This window comes from Pantoea sp. PNA 14-12, assembly GCF_004364735.1.
Taxonomy (GTDB): domain Bacteria; phylum Pseudomonadota; class Gammaproteobacteria; order Enterobacterales; family Enterobacteriaceae; genus Pantoea; species Pantoea stewartii.
Genome location: NZ_SOAJ01000004.1, coordinates 122518 through 135513 on the forward strand (window position 1 = coordinate 122518; position 12996 = coordinate 135513).

A 12996-nucleotide genomic window follows, 5' to 3' on the forward strand; every position below is an offset into this window, starting at 1 on the left:
GATGACGTAAACCGGTAACGATTCCTTTATGATGTCGGACATTCTGCCTGCTCCAGGCATCTCATTCCACCAGCCTGTCCGTGCGGAGAGGCGGAGAAAAAGGAAAGTGCAATGAAAGCCGTCGTCTTTGGATACCATGAAATGGCCTGTACCGGATTACAGGCGCTGCTGGATGCCGGATTCAGTATCAGTGCGTTGTTTACCCATGCCGATCCCGGCAACGCCACACCATTTTATGGTTCCGTTGCTGAGCTGGCGCGTCGTCACGCTATTCCGGTATTCATCACCGAGGAGGTGAATACCGCCGAGTGGCAGGCCCGTATTGCCAGTTTCGACGCGGACTACCTGTTCTGCTTCTCCTACCGTCAGGTACTGAGCGAGGCCATTCTGTCTTCGGTAACAAAAGGCGCCTATAACGTTCATGCCGCGCTGCTGCCAGCCTACCGTGGCCGCGCCCATCTCAACTGGGTCATTATCAAGGGCGAAACCCGTACAGGCGTTACGCTGCACCGCATGATTAAACGGCCAGATGCCGGTCCCATACTGGCGCAGCAGGCGGTGGATATTCTGCCGGAAGATAATGCTCTGGCCTTGCATACGCGCTTAGTGGCAACGACGGGCAAGATGTTGCCGGGCTGGCTTAAGGCGCTGGTGGCGGGCGAGCTGACAGAAACACCGCAGGATGAACGGGCCGCCAGCTGCTGGGGCAGCCGCAAACCCGAGGACGGCGAGATACACTGGCAGGACAGTGCCGTCAATATCCACAATCTGGTTCGGGCGCTGGACTTTCCCTGGCCGGGGGCGTTCAGCTTTACCCGCACGCAAAGGTTTACTGTCTGGCAAACCCAGGTGATGAACAGCGATAACAGCGGGCGTGCGGGTGAGGTTGTATCACTATCGCCCCTGATCATTCGCTGTGGACAAGGGCAACTCGAAATCCTGCAAGGGCAGGGCCCGGACGGTGAATCTGTTTCAGGCCGGGTTCTGGCCAGTCAGCTTGGGCTGGTGGTGGGCCAGCCCGTGAAGGCCTGATGGGGCTCGTGGACGGCCTTATGCGGCTAGCCCAGTACCTGACCCGTAAGGTAGCCGACGGTCGCCGAAAAGCTCATTGCCAGCAGGCTCCAGAAGCAGATGCGCATGATACTTTTGCGTACGGGCGCATCCCCCGCTTTAGCTGCCAGGGCACCCAGTAGTGCCAGCGCCAGCAGGGCCGACAATGCAATCGCGGGCAGGGCGAAGGGCCCGGTAATGAGCAGGGCGACAGCAAACGGCAGCACGCTGCCGGAGGCAAAGCTGATAGCGGAAAACAGCGCGGCCTGAAGAGGTTTCGCGCTGCTGAAGTCAGTAATGCCCAGCTCGTCCCGGGCATGTGCGGCCAGGGCATCATGGGCCATCAGTTGCTCTGCTACCTGATGAGCCAGGTCAGCAGACAGCCCGCGCGCCTGGTAAATCGCCGTCAGTTCAACGGTTTCCGCCGCAAAGTCAGCCTCCAGCTCGGCTTTTTCTTGCTGCAGAGAGGCCTGTTCGCTATCTGACTGTGAAGACACGGAGACATATTCTCCCGTGGCCATCGACATCGCGCCGCCGACGATTCCCGCCAGCCCGGCGAGCAACACCGTGTGGGGGGCACTACTGGCTGACACCACGCCTGCCAGCAGGCTCGCGGTTGAGACAATCCCGTCATTAGCCCCCAGAACGGCCGCGCGCAGCCAGCCTGCGTGTTCTATTTTATGCGTTTCACTGTGTTGCATTCGTTATCCCTGTGATCAGCGACCCGACGGGTACGCTTATTTTCATAGTGCGAAAGCAGAATATGCAGCACGCCCATTGCACCGTGGCTGTAAAAATAGATTTCGACAAACGTGGTCAGGAACCTGTGCCAGTGCAGCACTGCATGCGTCAGACCCGGCGACGCGAACGATGTGCTGTTAAGTAAAAACCATAGCGCGCCTGAGCAGGCCACCACAAGCAACGCGCTAACGCCCAGCCCCTGTACGGTGGCAGCGATGCCGCCACTGTGCGCGTCGGGTAATTTCATGCGCGCCAGACAGGCGAGATCGTCCCGAATACCGCGGAAATCCAGCGTCAGCCACGAAAAGTACCAGTGTAAGCCGCGCTGCATGCGCATCCAGATCAGCATAGCGAATCCGGCGACAATCAGTAACAGGCCAGACAGGATATGAAACCAGGTGATCACCGTTTCCAGACTGTGCCCGCCCAGCGCTTCACGTTCGGTGAAACTGGAATTGATGATCTGGGAAAGGATGAGGACGGCAACGAAGAGATGGAGCCGTCGAAAAAAAGGCGCATCGTGATGAGGGAGCCACTGCCTGTAAGACATGTTCATAGTAATCCTGAAATGAAAAGAACAGGACACTATATTTTCATGCGTAGATTAGGCTTACCTTAAGCGTTTCTCCGCGGTACCGGAGAAGCGGCGAGACGGCAGGCAGCAAAAAAGCAAAACGCACCGGAAAAAGCAGCCGGTGCGTTCAGCTAAAGCGGGATTGCTGGCGGTGAATTAGCGCGCCAGAACACCCTGTGGCTTTTTACTGATCAGGCGATCGATGCTGTACGCGCCCGGTCCAACCAGACCTAACACCAGGAAACCGCCAGCGATAGACAGGTTTTTCATAAACATCAGCTGGTTCACGCCTTCGGCAAAGTTACTGTGAAACAGGAAGGCGGTCAGAATCGTGAAGCCCGCGGTGAACAGCGCGGTGAAACGGGTCAGGAAGCCAAACATGATCGCCAGACCGCCGCCAAACTCCAGCAGGATAACCAGTGGCAACATGAAGCCGGGGACGCCCATCGCTTCCATGTAGTGCTGTGTACCTGCATAACCGGTAATTTTGCCCCAGCCTGCGGTGATAAACAGAATGGTCATCAGGATACGGGCGGCCAACAAACCACTGTCTTCGAATTTTTTCATCATCTACTCCAACGCTATAAGTTCGCAAGGCAGGAATGCCCGCAGTGAATATTCCCGTTGGCCGCCTGATAGCAAACCGCTGGGCTGATAGCTGGAGATGATAGTCGCGAGGCGTGACAGTTGTAAGCGATATAAACTGTCGATGTTATTCAGTAAATCTGACAAAAGAAAAAGCCAGTCACAATGGACTGGCCTGGTGATGTCAGCGCGGGGGGAAGGTTGACTTAACCATGCGCCAGGTGCTCCACAGGCCAAAGCCGCGCTTGGCCCAGCGTAACAGGCGGTTGGGACTGCGGATGGAGTAAATCGCTAACGCGCTGCTGCCAATGGCCAGATAGCGTTTAAGGCTCAAAAAGGTAAACCAGCCACGGTCGTAAGGTGCCGTGATTTCGAGCCAGCCACGCCGCGCCGCGCTGAGATCAAGGCGCTGTTGCTGAACCTGTTTAAGCAACTCTTCTATACGCGCTTCACGTTCGCGGCGGCTCATTAGCGGTTATCCTCAAGCAAATCACGATCGTTGGCCAGCTCTTTACGCGTATGACGCAGCAGCGTCGACTGGCGTGATTTACGCAGTGTCCAGAGCCCAAAAATCAACGCCAGCAGGAACAGTACGCCGGTGGTGATGGCTATCGCCATAAGACGGTACTGCGCATCGACTGCCCAGATAATCAGCACCATCAGGCTCATCAGGCCAAAAGCAGTAAAAAGCATCGTCAGGCCAAGCATCAACAACATCTGTATCAGATTGGCCTTTTCTTCTTCCAGCTCTGCCACTGCCAGACGAACGCGTGTTTCGACCATACTGACCAGCGTCGTAACGATACGCTGACCAATCGTGATCACCCCTTTAGCTGGTCCGTGGTTCTGCTGTGAATCGGTCATGGTTAACGACGCGAGATCAGCATACCGATAGCGACACCGATCGCCGCGCCAATACCGACACCATGCCACGGGTTATCACGTACATAACCGTCTGCTTTTTGTGCCGCTTCGCGCGTAGTGGCTGCCAGGCGCTCGCCGGATTCACCTAAACGCTCGCGGGAGCTGTCCAGCGCCACGCGCGCTTTATGACGCAGTTTATCCAGTTCACTTTTCGATTTTTCTGTGCCGCTGCTCAGCACTTCTTCCAGCGTATCCGCCAGGTTTTTCAGCTCAGCACGCAAATGTTCCGATGATGTGTCTTTAGACATAAAATACTCCTTTAACATCAGTAGAGTGAATCCGATTAATAGGGCTCCGCCTGTAACTTCTTAAGCTCCTGGCGTGCTTCTTCCAGCTTATGTTCGCGTTTTGCTATCTTGTCCTTATCATGACCTTCATCGCGCTCTTCCTTGAGTTCGCGTTCACGCTCAGCCACTTTCTGTTTCTGCGCGTTGATTTTTTCCAGATGTGAAGCTTTCAGCTTTTTGTCCGTGCAGCCCGCGCGCACCTCAGTAAGGGCGCGCTCAAGGCCGTTTACCCGGCGCTGATTGTTATGCTTCTTCGCCATCTCAATTTCGTGCTGTATGTCCTGTTCTTTTTGCTGGCACAGCGATTCCGCCGCCATCAATGAACCTGAAAGCGAAAACAACACGATGCCCAGCAGTAATTTATTTTTCATTAGGCGTAGTACCTTCCATTGTTGCCTGATTTACATCAACGCGGCGCAACCGCTTCACGGTGTGCGTTGAAACCCGCCTTAGTTTAAGCATAGACATCAGGTGGAAAAAGTCCAAAGATCACCGATATACGGGGAAACGTTCAGCGCGCAGTCGATAAACGCTGAACGTATAAAGAAACGCGCATCAGGCGAGAGAGAGGTGAGGCGATTGATCGTGTTGCGCGACGATAAAGCCCTCAGGCAGCAAGCGACGCAACACTTTTTGCGCGGCCAGGCTCTGCTCTTCATTGTCGAAATGAATAACCAGCGCATCACCTGCGGGTGTGATGCTTTTGATGCGAATACCTTGCGCGCTCAACTGTTGGTATAAATAGAAGCCGTCCGGCATCGGGGCACCCGCATGCGAAACACGAATCTGTACCACATTTTCATGGCGCATCAGACCTGGCACCAGGCTCATCGCAATCAGCGCGAATGCACCGCCAATCAACCAGGGCCGCCAGTGTTTAGGTATGGCCTGTAATGTTTTCATAAGCCGGTCCCCCGCTGATTTGCACGGCGCTTGCGCCAGAGAACAACCAGCGAACCGATTAATCCCACCACCAGTAACACCAGCGGCAGCATCATCAGAAAGAACATCAGCTCATCTTCATAACGCCGAAAAATAGGGGTTTTACCCAGCGCGAAGCCCAGAACGGTCAGAATCACCACCCACAGGAAGCCACTCATCCAGTTAAAAAACTGGAAACGGGCATTACTTAAACCGGACAGCCCGGCAATCGTGGGCAGTAAGGTGCGGACAAAGGCGATAAAACGGCCAACCAGTAAGGCGGATAATCCGTGGCGATGAAACAGATTATGGGCCCGCTGATGATAGCGGGCGGGAAGGTGCGATAACCAGTTTTGTACGGTGGGCGTATTACCGAGCCATCGGCCCTGAATATAGCTGACCCAGCAGCCAAGGCTGGCACCTGTTGTTAAGACCAGGATCGTCAGCGGGAAGCTCATTGTGCCCTTGGCAATCAGCACGCCAACCAGAATCAGCAGACTGTCCCCGGGAAGGAAAGCGGCAGGCAGTAAACCGTTTTCCAGAAAAAGAATCATGAATAAAACGCCGTAAATCGCCCACACCAGTGTTGGATCAGAAAGCGTTTCATAATCCTGTTGCCATAAGGCATGCAGCAGCGCTTGCAAAATTTCCATCAATCATTCCCGAACATCATCGTTGAACATGTCCCACTGGGACTAAAGCGCAGACTGACAGTTAGTTATAAATTCTGGGGTGACCGTCTGAGCATGCATGTCTGGATCCTTCCAGAACTGATTGTTAAATCAGCGATTTGATAAGCCCTTAACGCAAAAGGTAAGAAAAGGGTGATAACTGTAACAAAAATCCAGCTTCGGAGACAGAACTACTCCTAAACGAACAGGAGTTTTACCCTCTCCATTACGATGTAAAAAGGAGTTTTACATGTTCTGACACTATTGCAGATTAACTGACTGTTTTTAGGTCAGATTAGCGCTGAATCGTATCGGCATCAGGTAAGACAACCGGATTTTCGCTGAACATGTAGCGGTCGACATTAAATTCAAAATCGTCGGCGGTGGCGTTAAATAACATCTGCTTAGTATTTTCGAGATGTTGCCACATTGCCAGCTTACTGGCGGCAGGATCTTTGCGGATGAGTGCTTTAAGAATCTGATCGTGATCGTCACACCAGCTGAGAATACTGCGCTGATCGATATGCTCGTGCAGTTTGAGCCAGTAGGGATTGTGTAACCGGTGCAGCCACATTTTTTCGACAATGGCCGCGAGGGCACTGTTCTGCGTGGACTGCGCAATACGAACATGGAAGTGCATATCCCATTCTGAGTCCCTGAAATGGTCCTCCTGACGGGCTTTCTCCTGAATCGCCATCAGGTCGACAATATCCTGACGCGTTACCTGCGTGGCGGCGAATTCGGCGACATTACTTTCAATCAGCTGACGCGCCTGAAGGAGTTCAAAGGGACCAAAGGTGGCGAACTCCAACTGACTGCTGGACTCAGCCACACGGGTTTGCTGCTGGCTGGCTATCACATGAATACCCGAGCCTTTGCGCACCTCAACATAGCCTTCTACTTCCAGCATGATGATGGCTTCGCGGACCACTGTGCGACTGACCTGCATTTCTTCGGCAATCAGACGTTCTGCGGGCAGCTTGTCTCCCACCTGATAAACGCCATTTTCAATGCGCCGTTTTAATTCGCTGGCCAGTTGTTGATAAAGTCGACGCGATTCGGTGAGGTCCATAGCACGATCCAAAGTAACAAGCAGATAAGTTGTTATACCACTTTGCTGTAACTGAAGAAAAGGGCTGGCGCAGGCCAGCCCGGGAGATTAGCTGCGAACGGGCGCAGCCTGAGAAGGCGAATGCGGCGTCTGCAGTTCCGACACCGGTTGATTTTTCAGGACGGTCCAGATGACGATGGCGCCCAGCAAATCAAACACGGCCAGCGCAGCGAACAGGGGACTGAAACCTAACGTATCTGCCAGCGCGCCAACCACCAGCGCAAACAGCGTGCTGGCTGTCCAGGCCGCCATACCGGTTAAACCATTGGCGGTGGCCACTTCATTACGGCCAAAAACGTCAGACGAGAGCGTAATCAACGCGCCAGAGAGCGCCTGATGGGCAAAGCCGCCTACACATAACAACGCGATGGCAACGTACGGGCTGGTGAACAAACCAATGGTGCCCGGGCCTATCATCAATATCGCGCCCATTGTGACCACCATTTTGCGCGACACGATCAGGTTTACGCCAAACCAGCGTTGAAACAGCGGGGGCAGGTAGCCACCCAGGATACAGCCAAAGTCAGCAAACAGCATGGGCAACCAGGCAAACAGCGCGATCTCTTTCAGGTTGAAACCGTAAACCTTAAACATAAACAGCGGGATCCAGGCGTTAAAGGTGCCCCACGCAGGTTCGGCCAGGAAACGCGGCAGCGCAATGCCCCAGAACTGGCGGTTACGCAGGATCTGCAGTGCCGACATTTTGGTCGTGTTACCTGTCTGATGCTGCAACTCCTGACCTGAAATGATGTAGTTACGTTCTTCGTCGCTCAGCTTGTTTTGCTGCTTAGGATGCTTGTAGAACACCAGCCAGCACAGCGCCCATATCATGCTCAGTACGCCTGCGATGATAAACGCCATTTGCCAGCTGTGCGCCACAATAGCCCACACGACCAGCGGCGGCGCGACCATGGCACCAATGGATGAGCCCACATTGAAGTAGCCCACTGCGACGGAGCGCTCTTTTGCCGGGAACCATTCGCTACTGGCTTTGAGCCCGGCGGGGATCATGGCTGCCTCGGCGGCACCGACAGCGCCGCGCGCCAGGGCCAGTCCGCCCCAGCTGCCTGCCAGCGCGGTCGCGGCGCAGAATGTGGCCCACAGTACGGCAAAGACCGCATAACCGACTTTGGTGCCTAGCAAGTCGAGCACATAACCCGCAACGGGCTGCATCACGGTATAGCAGGCGGAGTACGCCGCCACAATGTACGAGTATTGCTGGGTGGTGATGTGCAACTCGGTTTGTAAGGTTGGCGCTGCTACGGCAATAGTGTTACGCGTCAGATAACCCAGTACCGTCCCCAGCGTCACCAGGCCAATCATATACCAGCGTAATCCTTTGATCTTACGCATTCTGTACCTCTTCCAGTTGTGTATGCGGTCAAACCGCTGTTGTTATCTGGAGCGGGACATCTCGTGATACAGCTCTGCTCACGCCCGCCGGCCCTGCCTGAGCGACCGTTATCTGCCTTGCCTTATGTCAGAAGTTTGTTACCTTGCGGTAAAGCGAGAGCCTAACTTGTTATACAACTTTAAAAGTTGAAAGCCATCACAAAAACCCGTAATCGCATGTGGGATACTGCAAACAGATGAGAACACAGCCAGTTAGCGCGCTGCCGGCGGCAAAAAGGTCGCTTTTCGGGGGAAAAATCTCGCTTAAATGTGACCTGAGTCGTAAAAAAAACGGCAGTCAGTGAAAATTGGTATGATAACTTTGAGCCATTCAGGGTGTATCCCATAAGGAAGCTTTTTATGTCGCGTTTCATGACCGAGGATTTTTTGCTGGACACAGAGTTCGCCCGTCGTCTTTACCACGACTACGCCAAAGACCAGCCTGTCTACGACTATCACTGCCATTTACCGCCGCAACAGATCGCTGAAAACTACCGTTTTGCCAATCTCTACGATATCTGGCTGAAAGGGGATCACTATAAATGGCGCGCGATGCGGGCAAACGGCGTGGCTGAGGCGCTGTGCACCGGTGATGCCAGCGATCGCGAGAAATTTAATGCCTGGGCACGGACCGTACCGCACACCATCGGCAACCCGCTTTACCACTGGACGCACCTGGAGCTGCGTCGCCCGTTCGGGATTACCGGCGTCCTGTTGTCAGAAAAAACGGCGGATGAGATCTGGCAGCGCTGTAACGATCTGCTGGCTCAGGACGCTTTCACCGCGCGCGGTATCATGCAGCAGATGAATGTGAAAATGGTCGGCACCACCGACGATCCGCTGGACGATCTGGTGCACCATCGTGCGATCGCCGAAGACGGCAGTTTCAACGTTAAGGTGCTGCCAAGCTGGCGTCCGGATAAAGCGTTCAACATCGAAGCGGACACCTTTTTGCCGTGGATTGAAAAGCTGGAAAGCCTTACCGATGTCAGCGTGCAACGCTTCGATGATTTGCGTCAGGCGCTCAGCAAACGGCTGGACCACTTTGCCGCACACGGCTGTAAGATTTCCGATCATGCGCTGGATGTCGTGTGTTATGCCGAGGCCGATGAAACGACGCTGGACAGGATTCTGGCGCACCGTCGCAGTGGTGCCAAACCCGATGCACAGGCGATTGCCCAGTTCAAAACGGCGGTGCTGGTCTGGCTGGGCGGCGAGTACGCCCGACGCGGATGGGTGCAGCAATACCACATTGGTGCGTTACGCAATACCAATCAGCGCCAGTTCCAGCTGTTAGGCGCGGACGTCGGTTTTGACTCCATTAACGATCAGCCTGTGGCAGAACCGCTGGCTCGTTTGCTGGGTGCGCAAAACCTCAATAATGCGCTGCCTAAAACGGTCCTTTATTGCCTGAATCCGCGTGACAACGAAGTGCTGGCAACTATGGCCGGCAACTTCCAGGGAGAAGGCCAGGCCGGGAAAATGCAGTTTGGCTCCGCCTGGTGGTTTAACGATCAACTGGATGGCATGCAACGTCAGATGACGCAGCTGGCCCAAATCGGTCTGCTGAGCCGTTTCGTGGGCATGTTAACCGACAGCCGAAGCTTCCTCTCGTATACCCGCCACGAGTATTTCCGTCGTCTGCTGTGCCAGATGATTGGTCGTTGGGTGGATCACGGCGAAGCCCCGGCCGATGAAGCCTTGTTAGGACAGATGGTGCAAAACATCTGCTTTAACAATGCGCGCGACTATTTTGGCATTGAGCTGGGAGCCTGATGATGACGCGGCTGAACCGCCACGACTTTCCCGGCGCGGTCTACCACGATCGCGTGATTCAGTTTGGTGAAGGCAATTTTCTGCGTGCTTTTATCGACTGGCAACTGGACTGGCTCAATGAGCATCAGGGAACGGATGCCGGTGTGGTGGTGGTCAGGCCGCGCAATCGCGCAGTCAGCGACACGTTAAATCAGCAGGACGGCCTTTATACGACCTTGATTCGTGGCCTGAACGCGCAGGGTGAGTCGGTGAGCGAAAGCCGCCTGATCCGCAGTGTGAACCGTGAAATCCAGCCTTACACGCAGTTCGATGCGTTTATGGCGCTGGCGCGCCAGCCCGACATACGCTTTGTTTTCTCGAATACCACCGAAGCGGGCATCGCGTTTAGCGAAACGGATCGGCTGACCGATTCGCCCGCCGCCAGCTTTCCCGGCAAACTGACGCAGCTGCTTTGGGCGCGTTATCAGCACGTTGCCGGTGACGAAAGCAAAGGCTGGCTTATCGTGCCGTGCGAGTTGGTCGATCATAATGGCGATATGCTGCGCGCGCTGGTGCTGCGCTATGCCGAACACTGGCAGTTACCGGACGCCTTTACACGCTGGGTAATGACAAGCTGTGCGTTCTATAACACGCTGGTGGATCGCATCGTCACCGGGTTTCCGGCCGACAGCGCCGCGCTTGAGGCACAACTGGGTTATCAGGATCACTTCCTGGTAGCGGGTGAGGTCTATTATCAGTTCGTTCTGCAAGGCCCCGCCGCGCTGTTTGACGAACTCAGGCTGACGGCGCTGGCACCCAACGTGCGCCGGGTGGAGGATATCGCCCCGTATAAAGCCCAAAAAGTGGCCATTCTGAATGGCGCGCACACCGCAATGGTGCCGGTGGCGTTTCTGGCGGGCCTGGAGAGCGTGGGCGAGGCGATGGAGGATACACAGATCGCTGGGTATATTGACGATCTCCTGCGCAAAGAGATCATCCCTACGCTCGATCTGCCCGCTGATGAGCTTAACGCCTTCGCCGACGCGGTACTGCGCCGCTTTCGTAACCCCTTTATCCACCATGCGCTGCTGTCTATCGCTCTTAATGGCATGACCAAATTTCGCACACGTTTGCTGCAGCCATTACTGACTGCCCATCAGCAAACCGGCCAGTGGCCAACAAACCTGACGTTTGCGCTTGCCGCCCTGATCGCGTTTTACCGGGGCGAACAGGCAGACAAGCGCTGGACCTTGCAGGACGAGCCGTACTGGTTGCAGCGTTATGCAGAGAGCTGGGCTGCCGTCAGCGCACAACGTCTTTCTCCCGCGGCGTTGGTTCAGCAGGTTTTAGGTGAGGCATCGCACTGGGGACAGGATTTAACTCAGCTACCCGGCCTGACCGAAACGGTCAGCCACCATCTGCAACGCATTCTCGCGCATGGAATACGCGACGCGCTGAGCCACCGGAGATCATGATGCAAGACGCCATAAAAATTCATCCGCAGGACAATGTCGCCGTGGCGTTGCAGGATATCGACATCGGGACGTCAATTGCGCTGGCGGATCACCCCGTGACGTTACGACAGGCCGTGGAGCGGGGGCATAAGTTTGCCTTACGCTCGCTGGAGAAAGGCGAAACGGTCGTGAAATACGGGTTGCCCATCGCGCACGCCACGCAGGCTATCGGGGCCGGAGAACGGGTGCATTCGCACAATGCACGTACCAATCTTAGCGATCTCGACCAGTACGACTACCAGCCAGAGCCGCCAGCCTTAACGCCTCAACCTGGCGATCGCGACGTGCAGCTCTACCGCCGCGCTAACGGTGAGGCAGGCATTCGCAACGAGCTGTGGATCTTACCGACCGTCGGCTGTGTTAACGGAATTGCCCGGCAAATTCTGCAGCGTTTCCTGAAAGAAACCCAGGACGCGGCCGGAACTGACGGGGCGTTTCTTTTCAGCCACACATTTGGCTGTTCACAGTTGGGCCAGGACCATGAGAACACCCGCACCATGTTGCAAAACATGGTGCGTCATCCAAACGCGGGCGCGGTGCTGGTGATTGGCCTGGGCTGTGAAAATAATCAGGTCGATGCCTTTCGTGAGACATTAGGGGCGTTTGAAAGCGACCGCGTTGCGTTCATGGTCTGCCAGCAGCATGACGATGAAATAGAAGCCGGGCTGGAACGCCTGCACGCACTGTACGAAAAAATGCGTCACGATCGCCGTACACCGGGCAAACTCAGCGAGCTGAAATTTGGTCTGGAATGTGGCGGCTCTGATGGCTTCTCAGGCATTACCGCCAATCCGCTGCTGGGGCGTTTTTCTGATCAGATGATCGCCAACGGCGGCACCACGGTGCTGACCGAAGTCCCCGAAATGTTTGGTGCCGAGCGCATTCTGATGGGGCGCTGTCGCGACCGCGCGACCTTCGATAAAACCGTGGCAATGATCAACGATTTCAAACAGTACTTTATCGATCACCATCAACCTATTTATGAAAATCCGTCTCCGGGCAATAAAGCCGGCGGCATCACTACGCTGGAAGAGAAGTCGCTCGGTTGCACACAAAAAGCGGGGCAAAGTCAGGTGGTGGACGTACTGAAGTACGGTGAACGCCTGACGGTACCCGGCCTTAATCTGTTAAGCGCACCGGGCAATGATGCAGTGGCGACCAGTGCCCTGGCGGGCGCAGGCTGTCATATGGTGCTGTTCAGCACCGGACGCGGAACCCCTTACGGCGGATTCGTACCGACCGTTAAGCTGGCCACCAATACGCCGCTGGCTGAAAAGAAACCGCACTGGATTGATTTTAATGCCGGAAGGCTGGTTGAGGGCATGAGCATGGAGGCGCTGCTGGCCGATTTCGTGGACACGATTGTGGCCATTGCCAACGGGCAACGCACCCGTAACGAACAAAATGATTTTCGTGAGCTCGCGATTTTCAAGAGCGGTGTGACGCTGTAAATCACAAGGGCGGCACCCAT

The 12996-nt window shown here is 55.2% G+C and carries 15 protein-coding genes; 4 read left to right on the top strand and 11 right to left on the bottom strand.

Features of this window, described 5'->3' with window-relative positions:
- The first annotated feature begins 111 nt into the window (after window positions 1-111).
- A complete protein-coding gene (locus C7434_RS14435) occupies window positions 112-1032 on the top strand; it encodes a formyltransferase family protein (RefSeq protein WP_033740111.1) in 921 nt (306 codons plus the stop codon).
- A 26-nt stretch (window positions 1033-1058) separates the two neighbouring features.
- Here C7434_RS14435 and C7434_RS14440 read toward each other — a convergent pair whose 3' ends face one another.
- From C7434_RS14440 to C7434_RS14490, 11 genes are all read right to left on the bottom strand, one after another.
- Window positions 1059-1751 carry a VIT family protein gene (locus C7434_RS14440; protein WP_006118313.1) on the bottom strand — a complete coding sequence of 231 codons (693 nt, stop codon included), beginning with the start codon at window positions 1749-1751 and terminating at the stop codon, window positions 1059-1061.
- On the bottom strand, window positions 1724-2347 hold the full coding sequence (locus C7434_RS14445) for a cytochrome b/b6 domain-containing protein (protein WP_033740110.1): 624 nt from the start codon (window positions 2345-2347) through the stop codon (window positions 1724-1726). Before C7434_RS14445 ends, C7434_RS14440 begins: the two co-directional genes overlap by 28 nt.
- Window positions 2348-2521: 174 nt before the next feature.
- Window positions 2522-2932 carry a DoxX family protein gene (locus C7434_RS14450; protein ID WP_033739992.1) on the bottom strand — a complete coding sequence of 137 codons (411 nt, stop codon included), beginning with the start codon at window positions 2930-2932 and terminating at the stop codon, window positions 2522-2524.
- Window positions 2933-3134: 202 nt separating this feature from the next.
- Window positions 3135-3419, bottom strand: coding sequence for a YqjK-like family protein (locus C7434_RS14455; RefSeq protein WP_006118310.1), 285 nt, complete (start codon window positions 3417-3419; stop codon window positions 3135-3137).
- Window positions 3419-3814: a phage holin family protein gene (locus C7434_RS14460; protein ID WP_006118309.1), complete on the bottom strand. Its 396-nt coding sequence runs from the start codon at window positions 3812-3814 to the stop codon at window positions 3419-3421. Before C7434_RS14460 ends, C7434_RS14455 begins: the two co-directional genes overlap by 1 nt.
- A 2-nt stretch (window positions 3815-3816) precedes the next feature.
- Window positions 3817-4122: a YqjD family protein gene (locus C7434_RS14465; RefSeq protein ID WP_006118308.1), complete on the bottom strand. Its 306-nt coding sequence runs from the start codon at window positions 4120-4122 to the stop codon at window positions 3817-3819.
- A 35-nt stretch (window positions 4123-4157) separates the two neighbouring features.
- Window positions 4158-4532, bottom strand: a complete 375-nt coding sequence (locus C7434_RS14470; protein ID WP_033739991.1) for a DUF1090 domain-containing protein — start codon at window positions 4530-4532, stop codon at window positions 4158-4160.
- A gap of 184 nt (window positions 4533-4716) precedes the next feature.
- Window positions 4717-5064 (bottom strand): EnvZ/OmpR regulon moderator MzrA, encoded by a 348-nt coding sequence (gene mzrA / locus C7434_RS14475; RefSeq protein WP_033739990.1) that lies wholly within the window; start codon window positions 5062-5064, stop codon window positions 4717-4719.
- Window positions 5061-5735 (bottom strand): DedA family protein, encoded by a 675-nt coding sequence (locus C7434_RS14480; RefSeq protein ID WP_006118305.1) that lies wholly within the window; start codon window positions 5733-5735, stop codon window positions 5061-5063. Before C7434_RS14480 ends, mzrA begins: the two co-directional genes overlap by 4 nt.
- Before the next feature lie 313 nt (window positions 5736-6048).
- Window positions 6049-6825 carry a transcriptional regulator ExuR gene (gene exuR / locus C7434_RS14485; RefSeq protein WP_006118304.1) on the bottom strand — a complete coding sequence of 259 codons (777 nt, stop codon included), beginning with the start codon at window positions 6823-6825 and terminating at the stop codon, window positions 6049-6051.
- A gap of 87 nt (window positions 6826-6912) precedes the next feature.
- On the bottom strand, window positions 6913-8217 hold the full coding sequence (locus tag C7434_RS14490) for an MFS transporter (RefSeq protein ID WP_033739989.1): 1305 nt from the start codon (window positions 8215-8217) through the stop codon (window positions 6913-6915).
- A 399-nt stretch (window positions 8218-8616) separates the two neighbouring features.
- Between C7434_RS14490 and uxaC the strand changes: the two genes are divergently transcribed.
- Genes uxaC through C7434_RS14505 form a run of 3 tightly spaced genes read left to right on the top strand, consistent with a single transcriptional unit; the run spans window position 8617 to window position 12976 of the window.
- Window positions 8617-10032 carry a glucuronate isomerase gene (gene uxaC, locus C7434_RS14495; protein WP_033739988.1) on the top strand — a complete coding sequence of 472 codons (1416 nt, stop codon included), beginning with the start codon at window positions 8617-8619 and terminating at the stop codon, window positions 10030-10032.
- Window positions 10033-10034: 2 nt separating this feature from the next.
- The gene (locus C7434_RS14500) at window positions 10035-11486 is read left to right on the top strand and encodes a tagaturonate reductase (protein WP_033740109.1); all 1452 of its coding nucleotides are present in this window, start codon (window positions 10035-10037) and stop codon (window positions 11484-11486) included.
- Window positions 11486-12976, top strand: a complete 1491-nt coding sequence (locus C7434_RS14505; RefSeq protein ID WP_006118300.1) for an altronate dehydratase family protein — start codon at window positions 11486-11488, stop codon at window positions 12974-12976. The genes C7434_RS14500 and C7434_RS14505 overlap by 1 nt, the downstream gene beginning before the upstream one ends.
- Window positions 12977-12996 lie beyond the last annotated feature (20 nt).